General features: G+C 42.6%; 12 protein-coding genes. 2 read left to right on the top strand and 10 right to left on the bottom strand.

What is annotated here, in order from left to right; genetic code table 11:
• Window positions 1-735 precede the first annotated feature (735 nt).
• The 7 genes from BARBAKC583_RS00860 to BARBAKC583_RS00810 all read right to left on the bottom strand — a co-directional run bounded on the left by BARBAKC583_RS00860 (window position 736) and on the right by BARBAKC583_RS00810 (window position 12,101).
• A complete protein-coding gene (locus BARBAKC583_RS00860) occupies window positions 736-1,194 on the bottom strand; it encodes a biopolymer transporter ExbD (RefSeq protein WP_005765984.1) in 459 nt (152 codons plus the stop codon).
• A complete protein-coding gene (locus BARBAKC583_RS00855; RefSeq protein WP_005765983.1) occupies window positions 1,194-2,165 on the bottom strand; it encodes a MotA/TolQ/ExbB proton channel family protein in 972 nt (323 codons plus the stop codon). Before BARBAKC583_RS00855 ends, BARBAKC583_RS00860 begins: the two co-directional genes overlap by 1 nt.
• An 836-nt stretch (window positions 2,166-3,001) precedes the next feature.
• On the bottom strand, window positions 3,002-4,354 hold the full coding sequence (gene glmM, locus BARBAKC583_RS00845) for a phosphoglucosamine mutase (protein ID WP_005765980.1): 1,353 nt from the start codon (window positions 4,352-4,354) through the stop codon (window positions 3,002-3,004).
• Window positions 4,355-5,101: 747 nt separating this feature from the next.
• On the bottom strand, window positions 5,102-7,396 hold the full coding sequence (gene ftsH, locus BARBAKC583_RS00835) for an ATP-dependent zinc metalloprotease FtsH (RefSeq protein WP_005765977.1): 2,295 nt from the start codon (window positions 7,394-7,396) through the stop codon (window positions 5,102-5,104).
• 123 nt (window positions 7,397-7,519) lie between these two features.
• Window positions 7,520-9,223 (bottom strand): tRNA lysidine(34) synthetase, encoded by a 1,704-nt coding sequence (locus BARBAKC583_RS07200; RefSeq protein ID WP_080512684.1) that lies wholly within the window; start codon window positions 9,221-9,223, stop codon window positions 7,520-7,522.
• A gap of 1,334 nt (window positions 9,224-10,557) precedes the next feature.
• Entirely contained in the window at window positions 10,558-11,082 is a 525-nt protein-coding gene (gene pal / locus BARBAKC583_RS00815; RefSeq protein ID WP_005765972.1) for a peptidoglycan-associated lipoprotein Pal, read from the bottom strand.
• A gap of 317 nt (window positions 11,083-11,399) precedes the next feature.
• Entirely contained in the window at window positions 11,400-12,101 is a 702-nt protein-coding gene (locus BARBAKC583_RS00810; protein ID WP_005765971.1) for a DUF1013 domain-containing protein, read from the bottom strand.
• A gap of 542 nt (window positions 12,102-12,643) precedes the next feature.
• Here BARBAKC583_RS00810 and BARBAKC583_RS00805 point away from each other — a divergent pair.
• The gene (locus BARBAKC583_RS00805; protein WP_005765964.1) at window positions 12,644-13,390 is read left to right on the top strand and encodes a YebC/PmpR family DNA-binding transcriptional regulator; all 747 of its coding nucleotides are present in this window, start codon (window positions 12,644-12,646) and stop codon (window positions 13,388-13,390) included.
• 557 nt (window positions 13,391-13,947) lie between these two features.
• Here BARBAKC583_RS00805 and rpmE read toward each other — a convergent pair.
• Window positions 13,948-14,169, bottom strand: a complete 222-nt coding sequence (gene rpmE / locus BARBAKC583_RS00800) for a 50S ribosomal protein L31 (protein WP_005765962.1) — start codon at window positions 14,167-14,169, stop codon at window positions 13,948-13,950.
• Window positions 14,170-14,342: 173 nt separating this feature from the next.
• On the opposite strand from rpmE, the gene BARBAKC583_RS00785 reads away from it, so the two are divergent.
• Entirely contained in the window at window positions 14,343-16,163 is a 1,821-nt protein-coding gene (locus tag BARBAKC583_RS00785; protein WP_005765960.1) for an ABC transporter transmembrane domain-containing protein, read from the top strand.
• A gap of 261 nt (window positions 16,164-16,424) precedes the next feature.
• Here BARBAKC583_RS00785 and BARBAKC583_RS00780 read toward each other — a convergent pair whose 3' ends face one another.
• Entirely contained in the window at window positions 16,425-17,216 is a 792-nt protein-coding gene (locus BARBAKC583_RS00780) for an inositol monophosphatase family protein (protein WP_005765958.1), read from the bottom strand.
• Window positions 17,217-17,219: 3 nt separating this feature from the next.
• Window positions 17,220-17,792 carry an elongation factor P gene (gene efp / locus BARBAKC583_RS00775; protein WP_005765956.1) on the bottom strand — a complete coding sequence of 191 codons (573 nt, stop codon included), beginning with the start codon at window positions 17,790-17,792 and terminating at the stop codon, window positions 17,220-17,222.
• Window positions 17,793-18,159: the final 367 nt, after the last annotated feature.

Below are 18,159 nucleotides of genomic sequence, written 5' to 3'. Positions count from 1 at the left end.
ACCTCCATTCACGCCTGCTCCTGCCCCCACTATATCCTCATATATTATCTACTATGCACCTAATAATAACATGCACTCTCTATACCCTTCCGCCATAACTCACGAAATCACTTCTACTTCCTGTTCTAAAGGTGCAAAAAAGAAGGGCATCCAGCATACCGGCCAAAACAGTGAAGAAGAATGTGAAGAGCGTGAAAAAGGCCGATGATACTGAGAAAAAACGCCCAAAAACTGCTCCCTCAACATTTACGCGCTCCATGCGCGCAACGACTAGGCACACATACCCCCATACAGCACGAACATGGGTACCCCCTCACCTTCATGCATGTAATTCCAGACATGTAACTCCAGAGACATGGCACCTCCATTCACGCCTGCTCCTGCCCCCATATATCCTCATATATTATCTACTATGCACCTAATAATAACATGCACTCTCTATACCCTTCCGCCATAACTCGCGAAATCACTTCTACTTCCTGTTCTAAAGGTGCAAAAAAGAAGGGTATCCAGCACACCGGCCAAAACAGTGAAGAAGAATATGAAGAGAGCACAAAAAGCTGATGATGCTGAGAAAAAACGCCAGAAAACTTCTCCCTCAACATTTACGCGCCCCATGCACAACCACGACCCGCGAAAATGCTTTAAGAAAATATGTCCCTCACTTATTTAATTTAAGCATGAGGTTTTTTGTTTACGCGTAAAGTTTTTAAATCATTGAGAAAGTCGTAAAGATTATTCAGCAGGAATAGTCTCAACCGTTTTATTGGCCGTTTTTTGCAGCCCGACAAGGCCAATTTTGGTATAGCCAGCCATGCGGACCCGATCAATCACACCCACCACATAGCCATAATCAATTTCAGCATCAGCATTGATTAAAATCTTCGTTTCAAGATTCTGCTCAGTCTCTTGAGATAAGATCTCCATAAAATCAGCCTCACTCACAGGCTTATTGCCGACATACCAAGATTCATCCTTTTTTAAAGTAATGTAAAGTGGTTCATCAGGATGTGAAACAGGCTCTTGCGTAACAGATGGCAGTTGAACAGGAATGACCGATGTAGCCAAAGGCGCTGCCACCATAAAAACAATGAGCAACACCAAAATAACATCAATGAAAGGCGTCACATTGATTGTATTATTGAGCTCAAAATCTTCTGCATTATCCCAATCATCTCGAAAATTCATGGCCATTATTGGAGACTTTTTTGTTGTCTTTGTCGATCCATATCACGACTTAAGAGTCTTTCAATGGCCGCAGCGACATTGCCTAAATCACTGCGATAATGGCTCAAGGCACGTGACAAACCATTGTACATCACCACAGCGGGGATCGCAACAAAAAGCCCAAGAGCCGTTGCCAATAAGGCTTCCGCAATGCCTGGTGCCACCACATCTAACCGCGTTGTTTGTGTTTTTGCAATTCCAATAAAGGAATTCATAATCCCCCAAACGGTTGCAAAAAGCCCGACAAAGGGAGAAATGGCCCCAATCGTTGCCAAGATAGCATTGCCTGCTGCCATACGCTGTGTTGCCACCAATAAGGAGCGCGATAACAGCGAATGAACCCGTTCTTTCACACCTTCATGGAGCATGCCTGAAAGAATGTCTGGATTATTGTTGTTCTCTGCCTCTTCAGACCCAGCAGCGCTCTGTTGCGTTGTTGACAAAGGAACACCTTTTTGTACGGAAACACCCTGTTGCATTGTTGACAGAGGAACGCCCTTTTGTACGGAAAAACCCTGTTGCATTGTTGATAGAGCAACGCCTTTTTGTCCAGCAACACCTTGTTGCATGGATGAGATAAAGCCCTGTTGTGCGGATAGACTAACATCCTGTTGTGTTGACAAAGAAATTTCTCTCAATGTCTCTTGGAGAAATAAAACACTCGCCCCTGTTTGATTTTGCAACTGATCCACCAAACACGCCAAAGTCTGCGCCTGCTGAGCGGAGTGTAAAGCGCGCCGTGCTTTGCGTTTTGCCAAAGTGATTTCAACGATTTTGGCAAAAGCAATTGTCCACGATACAATAGATGCCAAAATAAGAAGAACCATCACGGCTTTTACAACAAAATCGGCTGCCATAAACATGCCAAGAGGGGAAAAATCATGCGCTGCAAATGAAGGGAAATTACCCTCTAGAAGTGGTGCTACGTCAGGTCCCATTTCTCCCTCGCAGACAGTGTTACTGTACCCTCATCATTTGCATTGTTTTTATTGTTTCTTTGACTATATCGCGATTATATTGCAACTGTATTTTTTGCCCCTTCACGATCAAAGGCCAACAACACAAAATAAATAAAGCTTCCCGACCATAAGAGAGAACCGAAAACAAATCAAGAGAGAACCGAAAACAAATCTTGTTTAAGTCAAGCCTTGCCCTTTTCCGCCTCCCCTTCACAGAGACTTTTCTTCCCCCTTGCAATGAAAATTTATAAAAAAACAACATGAAAATGATAAAGAGTGAGATCCGTTCCGCATTAACAAAGCCCTCTCTAGCCCCCTTGTAACCCTTTGACTGCATATTCTCCATACTTGATGCACACTCTGCATACTTGATGCACATTCTGCACGAAGAAGGTTGGTCTGTTTACACAAAGTGCAACAGCATGAAATTGCTCCTGTGAATAAGCATAAGCAACATGGCTATCATGGCTATCATTGTTGGACTAAATTTTTGATCTCAAAGTTTAACCTTATAAAACAAAGGTTATGAAATACCAGCAGAGCTGGGAAATGCTCTTTAAGCAAAAGCAAAATCTTCCAAAACAAAACCTTCTGATCGGGCTCTATGCCCCAAAATCTAAACCCTTAGGACTTTATCCCCAACCCCGATCCTTAAACACTTAAATCCCAAATCCTCCCTTTAAACCCTTAATTCCAGCCCCATCCCTATAGGGGATCTTGCCTTTTAGGGAAAAGCTTCACAACATTTTGCACAGAAAGAAATTGTACATGGGAGAAATCGTACACGGGAAAAATTTCCCCATGATGATTTTGTCTTAATCATGATCATGGCGCGCAATCAGCGTAATGAGATCATCAACTATAGCAGTCATAGCTTTGCGGTCATCCCCTTCTGCCATGACACGGATCACCGGTTCTGTCCCAGAAGCGCGCACCAACAGCCGCCCCTCTTTGCCTAAATGCTCAGAGGCTTTCGTAAGGGCTGCTTGCACTTCAGACTTTTGCAAGACATTTTTATTGTGCACGACCTTGTTTTTCAAAATTTGTGGCACAGGCTCAAAGCGCTTACACAACTGGCTCATCGGTTGTTGACTTTCCTTCATACAAGCCAAAACCTGCAAAGCGGCCACCAAGCCATCCCCCGTGGTGCAGAAATCACTCAAAATAATATGGCCAGAGGATTCACCACCAATATTATATTTCTTCTGGCGCATCATATCAACAACATAGCGATCCCCAACATCTGTGCGGATAAGCTTTAGCCCTTTTTCCGATAAAAAGCGCTCCAACCCTAAATTCGACATCACCGTTGTCACAATGCCTTTATGGTGCAACCGCCCAGTTTTGTGCCAATGTTCCGCAATGACCGCAATCAACTGATCACCATCAATCATTTGCCCTTTTTCATCAACCATCAAAACACGATCGCCATCACCATCAAGTGCAATACCAACATCAGCACGCACTTCATGAACTTTATTTCTTAAAGATGTCAGATCTGTTGAACCACATTCTTGATTAATATTAAAACCATTAGGTTCATCATTAATGGCAATAACCTCAGCCCCTAATTCCCATAAAGCACGCGGCGCCGCTTTATAGGTAGCACCATTGGCACAATCAACCACAATACGCAAAGCATCCAAACGCACATCACGCGGCAAAGTCCGCTTGGCATACTCAATATAACGATAAATATCGCCTTCAACCCGTTTTGCTCGCCCAATTTCTTCACAATTGGCCAGGGGCAGTTCTGAAATATCAGAATCAAGCAAAGCCTCTATTTTTGTTTCTTTTTCATCTGACAGCTTAAAACCATCAGGACCAAAAAGCTTGATGCCATTATCATAAAAAGCATTATGAGAGGCAGAAATCATCACCCCAATATCAGCGCGTAATGAACGACACAACATCGCCACAGCAGGTGTTGGGATAGGCCCCAGCAAAAAGGCATCCATCCCTGCTGCTGTGAACCCTGCAACCAAAGCATTTTCAAGCATATAACAAGATAATCGAGTATCTTTCCCGATGACAACACGACGGGATGTCGCTTTTGATCGAAACAAAACACCAACAGCTATCCCCACTTTCATGGCGAAATCTGGTGTCATGGGGAAAATATTAGCTTTTCCACGGATTCCATCTGTACCGAAATATTTACGCGCCATTTTGTTTCCTTTACCACGACTGTTTGAAGCCCGTTACAAACTTTCCCCCAGAGTGCTTATCTTTTTCAACAAAACAAGACGCAACCCTTTTCATGAGTTCCCGACTTACACTATTCTCTAAATCCTGAAAAACCACACACTGTTTTTATAAACTGATCTAAAATTCACAAAAAGAATAGCCTTTATTTCTCTACAATCTCATTTAAGAAAATGCTCACCTCATTTTAAAAAATTCTCGCAAAACCCTTTTACTCTATACTGAACAGCTGCAAAGAATAACTCATCTCCCTAGACGCGGTCCATTTATCAAAGCTGAAAATTTAGAGCAGAAAGCTCAACGTTGAAAGCGTTATCCCATTTCCAAATTTCAACAAAGGCCAAAATCTCCATAGGCCATTTTAACAAGAGCTTACTCTTAGAGCTCACTCATCATGTCCTTGTCGATAGAGCCTCAATCCTATACAAATTTTAAGTCCACATGCCTTTGCTGACAAAACTTCACCCTTACGAGACCTCAATCTTCACACATCATTTTTGACAAAAGTTCAATGCTCATATTTTTAACAAAAGTGCAATGCTCATGGGCTTCAATCTTCACGCATTCTTGTTGGCAATCTGTCTTGCAAGAATAAGAGCGTGGCTCTTATTTTCACAAATTTGGTTCTTATCATTGAAAAAGCATGATGCTGTGCAACAGGGGACCCCTATAAAAAAGAAGGCTCCCTTTCTCGTATCACGCAGATACCCTTACTTTTCATCTTCTGTGTTGCTTGCGGCTCCTGCCGTTAAATTGCCTTTTTTATTATGTGCTGATTTATTATGCTCTTCTAGACGTTTTTTTTCAGCATCATCAGCCTGCGCACTTTCCACGCTTTTCTTGGCCACATTGGCTGTTGCTGCTTTTACCATGGCTACATTCTCTGTTGCTGCCTGCGCCGATGCTACATTCTCTGTTTCCGCTTTCGCTGATGCTACCTTCGCTGATGTGGCTTTGATAGACGTTGCGGCCGGTGTTGCTGCTTTGACTTGTGTGCCGGATGCCTTCTTTTCCGCACTTTTAGCAGACGCATTTTTTACCACCTTTTTAGCAGAACTCGCTGCGGTAGCTTTTGTCCCAACGCTTGGTTCTGTTTCTTCAGCATCACCAGACTTTGAAGCCCCTTTGCTATTTTTAGCGCCAATCTTCGGCACAGAAGACGTGCGCAAAGGCGCAGTATCACTGCCCTGTGTGCGTGAAGGAGGTTTTCCTGCAATCACTTCATTAATTTCTGTCCCCGTTAATGTTTCATATTCCAATAATCCTTGCGCCAAGGCTAACCATTGTTTATTTTGTGTTTTGAGAATTTTTGTCGCTGTTTTATAGGCGTCATCAATCAGTCTGCGTACCTCAGCATCAATCATGCGGGCGGTTTCTTCAGAGATATTTTGTGTCCTTGCCACAGAATGGCCCAAAAAGATTTCATCTTGATTGTCACCATAAGCAACATGTCCAAGCATATCGGAAAACCCCCACCGGGTGATCATAGCACGGGCCAATTTTGTTGCCTGTTCAATGTCCGATGCAGCCCCAGAGGTGATATTTTCTTTGCCAAATTTCAACTCTTCTGCCACTCTTCCGCCCATCATAATGGCCAAACGTGAAACCATCCAGAGATAGCTCATGGAATAACGATCGCCTTCAGGCAATTGCATCACCATCCCCAAAGCCCGGCCCCGTGGCACGATTGTTGCTTTATGAACAGGGTCACTGACAGGCACATTTAAAGCCACAATTGCGTGCCCTGCTTCGTGATAAGCAGTGAGTTCTTTTTCTTCCTGTGTCATGGCGGTTGAACGGCGTTCAGCCCCCATCATCACTTTATCTTTGGCATCTTCAAACTCTTGCATTGTGACCACTTTTTTATTGCGGCTTGCCGCCATCAAAGCAGCTTCATTGACAAGATTCATCAAATCCGCCCCTGAAAATCCCGGGGTTCCCCGTGCTAAAACTCTCAAATTAACATTTGGCGCCAAAGGCACATTGCGCACATGAACTTCTAAAATCTTCTCACGCCCAGCAACATCAGGGTTGGGCACCACAACTTGTCGGTCAAACCGCCCTGGTCTTAACAAAGCAGGGTCCAACACATCTGGCCGGTTTGTTGCAGCAATAAGAATGATGCTTTCATTGGGTTCAAAGCCATCCATTTCAACCAGCAGCTGGTTTAATGTCTGTTCCCGTTCATCATTTCCACCGCCCAACCCGGCACCACGATGCCGGCCAACAGCGTCAATTTCATCGATAAAGATAATGCAAGGAGCATTTTTCTTCGCCTGTTCAAACATGTCGCGCACACGGCTTGCTCCAACACCAACAAACATTTCAACAAAATCTGACCCTGAAATGGTGAAAAACGGTACATTGGCTTCCCCAGCAATAGAGCGTGCTAGCAATGTTTTTCCGGTTCCTGGCGGTCCCACCAACAAAACGCCTCGTGGGATACGCCCCCCTAAACGCTGAAATTTTTGTGGTTCACGCAAAAAATCGACAATTTCTTGCAAATCTTGCTTAGCTTCTTCAACCCCAGCAACATCTTTAAAGGTGACACGCCCTTGCGCTTCTGTCAGCAATTTTGCTTTTGATTTTCCAAAGCCCAGGGCACCGCGTGATCCCCCTTGCATTTGCCGCATAAAGAAGATCCATGCCCCCACGATAATCAGAACAGGAAGCAGTGAGAATAATAAATTGAGGAAAATGCTATTGCCAGAGCTTTCGGGCACAGCTCTAATATTAACCTTGTTTGTATTTAATCTTTGTACCAAACCGGGATCTCTTGGCGCATAAGTTGAAATCATACGACGATCCGCCGTTTGCCCTGTTAATTTCTGACCTTGGATGGTCACCGTTTTCAATTCATTATTGTCGATCTTTTGTAAAAATTCGGAATAGGAAACCTCACCATTGCTGGCGCGTTGCCTGTTGCCATTAAAAAAAGAAAATAAAACGATTAAAAATAAGGCGATAAGGCCCCAAATCATCAAGGATCGAAAATTAGAATTCATATTTGGCCCATTTATCAGATACAGGTTCTCGAAGAAGTCTTTATAGCATATAATCTTGTCTCAGCCTTGCCAAGAGAAAGAAAGCGGTTTCTTAATCTTTTAGGATAATTTTTTTCAATTCTTTTACTCGATGTTTAATAAAGGCTCTACAACATTAACGATAGCAGCATCTTCGCGTGATAACAACCAATCAAAGGGTGCCATAATACGTTTGATGATGACTTTGCGCTTACTATAGAGATGGGGAGTCAAATCTGGAATATCAACGCCTTGACTCTTCGAAATCATCAAAAGAGACTGTAAAGAGGGAAAATGAGGCCGCTCAAAATTCAAGATACCCTCCATAGCTCCTTGTTTGAGAAAATATTTTAAATGGTCAATATCTGCTGGTCCAACGCGGATAGCCTCGTCATCATGATTGGTGATCTGATAGCGCCCATCCCACAGCAAGCTTTGTCCTGGGAAGAGAATTTCTTCCTTAATGTTGCGTGCTTCGCGCCAACACACAATGCCTTTGTGATTATATTCGATAACAGACCCAGCCAGCGTGAAACGTTGTTTTTCTGGATGCTGTAAAGATAATTTTCGCCCAAGCGCTGCCACTTTTCGAGAAGGCAGTAAATAAGGATTGCCCCCCATCAACACCACAAACAACCCAACAACAAAGGGAAAGCTGGCATGCTGTTGTAAGAAGGGTGCAGGCTTCCTGATAAAGCAACGCCCATATTCAACACAAATATCTAAAGCCAAAATCAAATCTGCAATATCTTGCGCTTGTTTGCGCCGTTGCACAGCCGCGTGATTAACCTTTTTGGCGATGTCAGCAAGCTTTTGTTGATGCAGAGAATGGCGCACACGCACGCGTTCAAATTTGCGATCTTCATTGGTCGGGTCATCGATCCATGATGTTCCTTGCAAAGATAAATAAGCACGCAATATTTTCCGCTTAACGCCAAGTAAAGGGCGGATCAAACGCACCTTGCCACGCAACAATGCCTCTCTCGGGATACAGGCTAAACCCCGTTCATAAAATAAATCGCTCTCTTCTCTCTGATTTGATAAATTTTGATCTGATAAACTTTCCCCATCGCAACCTGACACACTTTCCCCATCGCAACCTGATAGACTTTGCTTATCGTAACCTGACAAGCTTTCCCCATCGTAACCTGATAAACCTTGCTCCACATTTTCAGCAGCAAATTCTTGATATGCACCACGACCCGCCGCTTTCTCGGCCTTTTTGGGTGCCTTTGACTCTGCTTGTGGCACAACATTGAGTGCAAGCTCTGTCTCTGGTTGAGCTTCTGCCCCTCTTTCTAGGCAGACCTCTGGTTGGACTTCTATCTCTGGCTTGGCTTTTTTCTCTGCTCCAATTTTTTGTCTAGTATCGGCCTCTTGCTTTGTATCATCCTCTCCCTCTGGCTCAGCAACAACAGCACCCTTGTGAAGGCGTTGACGACGCATGTGATAAGTTTCCACCTGATCATTGAGCGTATGCCCTGTCATAATCAATGTTGCACCTTGTTTTTCAGCTTCTTTAAAAAGCAAATCATAGCGGGCAATACGGGCTTGTTGAGCAATATTTGTCTTTGGCTTTTCGCCTTCCCACCGCACAATGACATGTTTAATGTGATACGCGCGACAAAGAGCAGCAACATTTTCTGCTTCCAAAGCAGATTCTGCACGCAATTGATGATCAACCGTCACCACAATAATTTCAGGGGGGATTTTTTTAACAGGAATATTTTCAGCAGAGAGAAGCCCAGAAGAGAAAGATCCTGAGGAAAAGGGTTCAGAGGAAGTAATCTCAGAAATAGCTTCAGACATTTCTTCAGAAATAGTCCCAGGGATAGCCTCAGAGAAATCAGGCATCGTCTTAGGAGTGCTTTGAAAATTATTTTCAGGTATAATATCAGAAAAAAGTGGCCCAGAAGAAAGAGATCTTGAGGAAACAGTCTCATCAGCAGCAGACCATGTTTTGAAATAGTCTCTCAGCAAAAACAACAAAGCCAGCGAATCACTTCCTCCTGAAACCGCTAAGATCAGTTTCTGACACTGAGCAAAATCCGACTCTTTAAACACATTTTTTGCTAATTCAACAAACACTGAAAACGATTTTTCCTTCCTTAAGGCTTTGATAAAATATTGTTCACTATTTATCCCTGTTGAAACACCCTGACAAAAGCGTTTATAGCTTTTCAAGTGGCTCCAAGAGTAGCGAGACTCACAGTGAACTTCAACCTTATCTTGAATTTTTGGGAAAGAACACACGTAAAACCCGAAAAATATTTAGAAGATACCTCAAAAGCCCTTTCTCTTTTTGCCTTCTTATCTTTTTTGTCAGCTGGAAAAGACATGGATAACACGGTCTGCTGGGAAAAGAGCCAGATGGCCAGGCCTGCCGAAAAAACACGATCATATGAAAGCGCTCCCCCCCCGAATTCGTCCTCTTCTTAAAGCGAAAAATAAAAAATCTGCAAAAAAGAGTATCCTCAAGAAAGACAAACTCTCTTAAAAGGAAGCGAGCACAAAAACAAAACGGGCTCAATAGAAGCAAAAAGCTTTGCGCAAAAAGAGAGCATTCTCAAGAAAGCCAGACTCTCTTAAAAGGAAGCGAGCGCAAAAACAAAACGGGCTCAATAGAGGCAAAAAGCTTTGCGCAAAAAGAGAGCATTCTCAAGAAAGACAAACTCTCTTAAAAGGAAGTGAGCGAAAAAACAAAACGGGCTCAATAGAGGCAAAAAGCTTTGCGCAAAAAGAGAGCATCCTCAAGAAAGCCATACTCTCTTAAAAGGGAGTGAGCGCAAAAACAAAACGGGCTCAATAGAGGCAAAAAGCTTTGCGTAAAAAGAGAGCATTCTCAAGAAAGCCAAACTCTCTTAAAAGGAAGCGAGCGAAAAAACAAAACGGACTCAATAGAGGCAAAAAGCTTTGCGTAAAAAGAGAGCATCCTCAAGAAAGCCAGACTCTCTTAAAAGGGAGCGAGCACAAAAACAAAACGGGCTCAATGCAGGCAAAAAGCTTTGCGTAAAAAGCTTGCAGGGCTATTGCTCTTCTATAAAAACCACCCTTATGCCCTTAAGCAGTTAACACGCCCTGCTCTTTTTTCAGCAATAAAGCTCTCTTTCTCAATAGGAAAAATAGATTTTTGACAAAAACCCTTACGCACCGCGCCCTGACGTAATGCTAATAACCACCCGTCGATTTTGATTCCAACAAGAGATATCATCACACACAGCAACAGGCCTTTCTTTACCGTAAGACATGGTTTTCATCCGTTGTGGAGAAACACCAAGAGAAACCAAATAATCCCGTACCGCAATAGCACGGCGTTGCCCAAGAGCTAGATTATACTCGCGTGTTCCGCGGTCATCCGCATGGCCTTCAATCATGATGGTATGATGGGGATAAAGAAGCAACCATTCTGCTTGGCGCACTAAAATACGTTGAGCGTCCGCTTCAATAACAGAAGAATCAAGACTAAAGAAAACACGATCACCAACAGTTATCGCAAAATCTTGCTCTGAACCTGGCGTCGCATTCCCATAACTATACTCTGCATTGTTTGCAAAAAATCCCATACCATTGGTTGGATTGATATTTTTTTTCCCACATCCAGCCACACTTAGCAAACAAACAAAGACCATAGTCAATGGACAGCGGATAATTCTGTGAACAAAACCCATACGCTCATTCTCCTCCTTATAAAGGTCAAAGTTGGGGTAATTTAAAAGCACTAAAAGGGAAAATTTAATGCAGTATCATTAAAAAAATCCCAACAAGAATTAAGTAAGAAAAATCTTTGTCTTTTTTATACTCGTCTTCTTTTTTTATTTTTCATCTTTTAACAAAAATCTCTCACCTTACCCTATTGATAGGGCCATTTTATCAAAGCCCCTTTGTCAAAGCCGCCCGCTAGGAAACACAAACGCCTTAAGGCATAAGTATCACCTGTTTGACTTGCGTCTCTGCTGTGCCCTTTTTAAAACCTCTCTTAAAATATCTATTCAGCGTCTTGCGCGTCTCTTACCTGTGTATTTAATTTAGCAAAAACCTTATCTGCGTCAAATTCTTGATTCTTTATAGATTTATCTTCCCCCTTCTTTCTCATTAAATCGAAGAGAGCATTTTCTGTAACAGATGCAGGCAACAAAGTTTCATCCCGCTGTTCAGACTGAGGACGATTTTTTGCAGCACGCCGCAATTCAATCTCGAAATCAATTTGCGAACACAATCCCAACCCAACAGGGTCCATAGGAGTAAGATTAGAGCTATTCCAATGGGTTCTATTACGAATTTGCTCAATGGTTGACTTTGTTGTTCCAATTAATCGTGCAATTTGTGCATCTTTTAATTCAGGATGGTTGAGTACCAACCATAAAATTCCATTTGGGCGGTCTTGGCGCCGAGAAAGAGGAATGTAGCGTGCACCTTTACGCTTAGGAAGAGGAATGTTTACTTTAGATTCAGCAAGTTTAAGACGAGCTGTTGGATCTGCCTCAACGCGCGTAATCTCACTGCGTGTCAATTGCCCAGAGCTGATAGGGTTAAGCCCTTTAATACTGCAAGAACTGTCACCATCGGCAATCGCTTTTACCTCCAACACATGCAATTTACAAAAATCTGCAATTTGTTCAAAAGAAAGTGCTGTATTATCAACCAGCCAAACAGCTGTTGCTTTGGGCATCAAGAGTTGCGTTGCCATTTTTCTTATTCCTTATCTTTCCTTTTTTAAAGGTAGCTTGCTTTCCTTTTTAAAGGCAGGAAACTGCCCATTTTCAAACTGTAGATTTTTCAATCTGTAGATCATCAAATCACGAGTTTTTCAAGCCAAAGGTTTTTTAACCATAGATTTTTTCAAATCATAGGGACCAGCAGATCACAGTTTCGTCAAGCCACAGGGTTTGCGCTCTTTTTCTATATAAATTTTATATAAAAAAAGAGGCCCTCTTCATTCGCCCCAAATCAGTAGACACGAATATCTCCTTAAATTAAGACATTAACATCCCACTTTGGCTGCGAATACATTACTTCTATCACACAATGACCCCTTTTTATAGCGTGATCCTTTGTTTATAACGTGATTTTTATGCCACGACAAGATATCTCTCTTTATGAGGATCTTTACCTTTGATAGGATTTTTTTTATAAAGGCCTTCGTTCAATCGTCTATACCCTTTCATAAGTGCTTTTTAAGCACAAGCGAAATAGTATCGATCACTCACTCATTAAACAGAGAGGGAGCCAATGGCAGGCCATTCACAATTTAAAAATATTATGCACCGTAAAGGGCGCCAAGATGCAGTACGCTCAAAGGTATTTTCTAAACTTGCACGTGAAATTACGGTTGCTGCCAAACAAGGTTCTCCTGACCCGGCGATGAACCCGCGTTTAAGACTTGCTGTGCAAAATGCTAAATCACAATCGATGCCAAAAGATAATATTGAACGAGCGATTAAGAAAGCTTCAGGCGGGGATGTCGAAAATTATGATGAAGTCCGGTATGAGGGATACGGCCCTGGCGGCGTGGCTATCATTGTTGAAGCCCTCACCGATAACCGTAACCGCACCGCTTCCAATGTGCGTGCAGCCTTTACCAAAGCTGGCGGTGCTTTGGGGGAAACAGGGTCAGTAGGCTTTATGTTTAACCGGATTGGTGAAATTATCTACAAGCCTGAAGCCGGTACAGCAGAAAGCGTTATGGAAGCCGCCATTGAAGCAGGCGCGGAAGACGTGCAATCAGAAGAAACAGGTCATCATATTACGTGTGCGTTTGAAGATATTGGCGAAGTTTCAAAAATGCTTGAAGCAACCCTAGGCGAGGCAGAATCCATCAAAACCATTTGGAAGCCAACCACACTTGCCCCTGTCGATGAAGAAAAAGCCATGTCAATTTTACGCCTCATCTCTACATTGGAAGAAGATGACGACGTGCAAAATGTCTATGCTAATTTTGATGTGAGTGATGAAGTTTTAGCGGCATTATCAGCTTAAAATAGCGCCTGTTTATAATCATGTCCGCTTTTAATAGTGGCTGCTTAAAAGAGTGTTTGTTTAAAATAAAGAGTGTTTGTTTAAAATTTTGGCTCTCTGTTGAAAAACGATCCGTTTTTTTAATCAGGCGAATTAAGGATTCTTTCTCATGAGGTGGGTGCTTTCTGCCCCCCTTTCATGGGCCACTTTCCTGTAATTATTGCCCTTTCTTTGGCTATCCCTTTTATGGGGCCTGATCCCCCTGCAACGACCTGTAAGACACTATAAATAGGGATTTTGTAGCCTCCTGATAGGCGCTTCTTCAGGCTGAAAACAAGCGCCTTATTGATCAGTAAAAGCACGGAAAAACCAAACTATCGGTAAAATCTGCGAAAAAAGCAACCTTTGCGTCGCTTAATCTTTTTCAACCCTAAAAGGATTTTCCTTAAATTTCTTATTCTTAAATTTCTTAAGGTAAAGCCCTCTTTTAAATCTTTTCCTTTAAGGGCTTTGCTTTTTTAGGCCTGGTCTCGTTGGGACTTTATCAAATAAAGCCCCCACCAAGATTGAAGCAAAAATTATACGCCAAGATTTCCAAAGCGGTTTTTAAATTTGGAAACACGTCCGCCACGGTCAACAAGTGTTTGTGACCCACCAATCCACGCCGGATGGGTTGTGGGATCAATATCCAAATTCAATGTATCCCCTTCTTTTCCCCATGTTGAACGCGTCGTATATTTGGTTCCATCAGTCATAACAACATAAATCTGATGATAGTCAGGATGAATATTGGGTTTCATACGGCAAACTTTCTGTTTTCAGAGAACGAAGAAAAGCTCTTTAATATTTTTTAAGTGCACTCTCTTCGCCTTTTTGATACATTCATTGAGTTGGTTTCCCTATAGCTGAGCATGCATCAAAAAACAAGGGTTCAAACACAATCGATTACTCAAAGTCTTAATCAGTCGAATACATGAAAACCCCTTTGCACTCAACAGCTCCAAATCATTCTGCGCCTTCAACACAAGCTTTTAAGATAAAGAATGCTTTATCTTTATATACGCATCTTCTCCCCTATCTTATACGCCATCGCTGGCTGATTGTTGGGTCGCTCACCTCATTACTGGCAGCTGCCGCCATCACACTGGCTTTGCCCATTGCTATCCGGCAAATGCTTGATCATGGTTTTCACGCGTCTCGTCATGAGGGTATCAATAGTTATTTTGGCACTTTATTTGTGCTTACTTTGTTTTTGGCTGCAGCTTCAGCAAGCCGTTATTATTGTGTTATCATATTGGGGGAACGTGTTGTTGCTGATTTACAGCGCGATATTTTTACCCATATCTTACAACTCTCACCTGATTTTTTTGACCGCTCCCATTCTGGTGACATTGTTACACAACTCGCTACACACACAACCCAAGTGAAATTGGCCATTGGCTCCAAAATGTCTACAGCTTTGCGCCAGCTTATTATCGTGGTCGGGGCCATCATCATGATGGTCATCACAAATGCTAAATTATCCTTTCTTGTTTTGCTCGCTATCCCCTTTGTGGTTATCCCTCTTATACTTTTGGGGCGCCAAGTCCGCACACATGCACGCACCGCACACAATAAACTGTCTGAAACCAATAGTTTAGCCGTTGAACAAATGAGCGCTATTCGCACAGTGCAAGCCTATACGGCAGAACCCTTTATTGCTAACCGCTTTTCCAAATTGATAGAACATAGCTTTCAAACAGCGAAAATTTCGATCACCGTGCGTTCTCTGTTTACTGGCTTTGCGATTTTTCTTATTTTTAGTAGTATTGTTGCGGTTTTGTGGATCGGATCACATGATGTGCTCTATGGCACCATGTCTGGCGGAACTTTAAGCCAATTTATTATCTATGCCATTTTTGGTGCCGCAACTTTTGCGCAATTACCAGAAATGGGAACAGAATTGCGGCAAGCAGCAAATGCTGCAGAAGAATTGTTTAACTGGTTGCAAGAAAAACCAACCATTACGACGCCCGCTTCTCCTTTACCATTGAAGCAGCCTATTCAAGGGGCGATTCTTTTTGATCAGGTTGATTTTCATTATCCATCCAGACCACAGAAAAAAATCTTACAAAATCTTTCCTTTTCTATCAAAGCTGGTGAAACCGTTGCTTTTGTAGGGCCCTCAGGGGCAGGAAAGAGCACGATTTTTTCTCTCATTTTGCGCTTTTATGACCCAACAAGCGGCCATATCCAGTTTGATGGTGTAGATTTAAACCAGCTTTCCTTGCATGATTTACGCTCTTCCATGGCTTATGTTTCGCAAGATGTTGCTATTTTTGAGGGTACGATACGGGACAATATTGCCTTTGGCGCAGAAAATGCGAGCCAAGAGCAAATTATTGCGGCCTCTCAAGCAGCGAATGCGCTTGAATTTATCGAAACTCTCCCCGATGGCTTTGACAGCAAAGTGGGAGAACGGGGCGTCATGCTTTCTGGGGGGCAAAAACAACGGATTAGTATTGCCCGGGCTATTTTAAGAAATGCTCCCCTTTTGCTTTTGGATGAAGCAACATCAGCCTTAGATGCCAATAATGAACATCTGGTACAAAAAGCCTTAGAAAATCTTATGCACAACCGCACAACCTTGGTGATTGCTCACCATTTAGCAACAGTTTTGAAGGCAGATCGCATTCTTGTGATTGATCAAGGAACGCTTGTGGAAGAAGGAACGCATGCACAATTGGTCGCACAGAATGGTATTTATGCCCATTGGAGCAACTTGCAATTTTCATCAGGGATTTCATCTCCTTGAGCCTTAATTTTGCGGGGATTTCATCCCTTTCAACCTTAACTCTATAAAGCCTCCCGATCTCAGAACTGCTCCCATAAACCTTAATTCCCAGGGATAAAATCCCTCAACCCTAAATCTGTAGGGCTGCTCACTTTTTCGGGATTGCCCCCTGAGCTTCTAAATCTTTAAGGCTTCAAACGCATGAGGCTCAGATCGTAGAGCCTCAAAGCATCGGCTGGCATGGGCTGGCATGGGCTCTACAGCTCAAATTTCTTAATGCTTTCAAACAGGTTTTTTGAGCACTTTCTTTAATTCAGCGTGAATGATTTCATTACCAGCAACAATATTTTTCACACGGGAAGAATCACCTTCATCGACTTGGTCGCTAACAAACCCTCCTGCCTCACGCACCATCAAGATTCCAGCCGCTACATCCCAAATCCGCAAATGACTTTCCCAAAAGCCATCGGTTCTGCCAACCGCCACATAGGCCAAATCAAGAGCTGCTGCACCAAAACGGCGCACCCCTGCTACTTCAGCCATCACATTGCGCAATTCAACCAGATAATGCCCACGCTGCGGGCGACCCAAATGAGGCATGCCGGTTGCAATCACACATTCTGACAATTTTCTCCGCCCTGCCACACGGCAACGCCGATCATTAAAAAAAGCACCCTGGCCACGCTCTACCGTAAAAAGCTCATCCAAAATAGGATTATAAATCACACCCGCAACAATCTGTCCTTGCCGTTCCAAAGCAATGGAAACCGCAAAAAAAGGAATGCCGTGTAAAAAATTGGTTGTCCCGTCTAAAGGATCAACAATAAAACGATGCTGAGGATCTTCCCCAACAATGTTGCCTGTTTCTTCCATCAAAAAACCAAAACTCGGCCGTGCTTTGTTCAATTCAGCGAAAACGATTTGTTCCGCTTTACGATCCGCTTGGCTAACATAGTCAGCTGGCCCTTTTAAAGAGACTTGCAAATTTTGTATTTCACCATAATCACGAACTAAAGAGCGACCCGCTCTCAAAGCTGCTTGAACCATAACATTCATGATAGCAGAACGAGCCATATCTTACCCCTTTTCACTTACGCGGCGTATATAAGTTAATTCATTAGTATCAACAATGATCCGCTCACCTGCTTGAACAAAAGGGGGCACAAGAATACGAATGCCATTTTCAAGAATAGCAGGCTTATAAGAAGATGTTACCGTTTGCCCTTTAATGGCAGGATCGGCTTCAGCAATGGTAACAGTAACTTGATCCGGCAAGGATATACCAAGAGGTTTTTCCTCGTGAAGTTCAACAGTGACCGTCATCCCATCTTGTAAGAAAGCCGCGCGATCGCCGACAAAATCTCTTTGTAATTCAAGCTGTTCATAAGATTCCGTATCCATGAAAACCAACGCTTCACCCTGCTGGTAAAGAAAGGTAAAATCTTTTTGTTCTAACCGCACTTTTTCAACAGTTTCAGCAGCACGAAACCTTTCATTGAGCTTGGTTCCATCGATCACATTTTTTAGTTCAACCTGATTAAATGCACCCCCTTTGCCTGGTTTAACAGCATTGCATTTAACGGCCACCCACAAACTTCCTTGATGTTCAATCACATTTCCGGGGCGAATTTCATTACCATTAATCTTCATGACTCACATCCAATTTCCCAATTTCATACATTGACGTTCACTCTCTCAGGCACTTGCTATCCTAGGTATTTTCCCCAAGTATACCTCAGGAGACATTTTTCATTGTCATAAAGCAAAGAACAGGCATTTTCCCAAGAACTTTCAATATCTTAAATTTTTTCTCAATATTTCAGGCACTTTCCCAATATCTTAAACACTGTTCTAATATCTTAAATATTTTTCCAATATTTTAAATATTTTTAATGTCTCAGCTTGTGTTATTGAAAAGTCTTTGTGTACCTTAGCTTTTTAGTTTTTTGCAAGAGCATAAAATTCAAAACATCATTTTAATAAAATTTTCCCTCAATTTATCTTGGCTGAAGGGTAA

The sequence above is a fragment of the Bartonella bacilliformis KC583 genome (assembly GCF_000015445.1).
GTDB lineage: Bacteria > Pseudomonadota > Alphaproteobacteria > Rhizobiales > Rhizobiaceae > Bartonella > Bartonella bacilliformis.
Note: the sequence above shows the minus strand (reverse complement) of the source record. Positions and strands in the feature narration are given on the sequence as shown.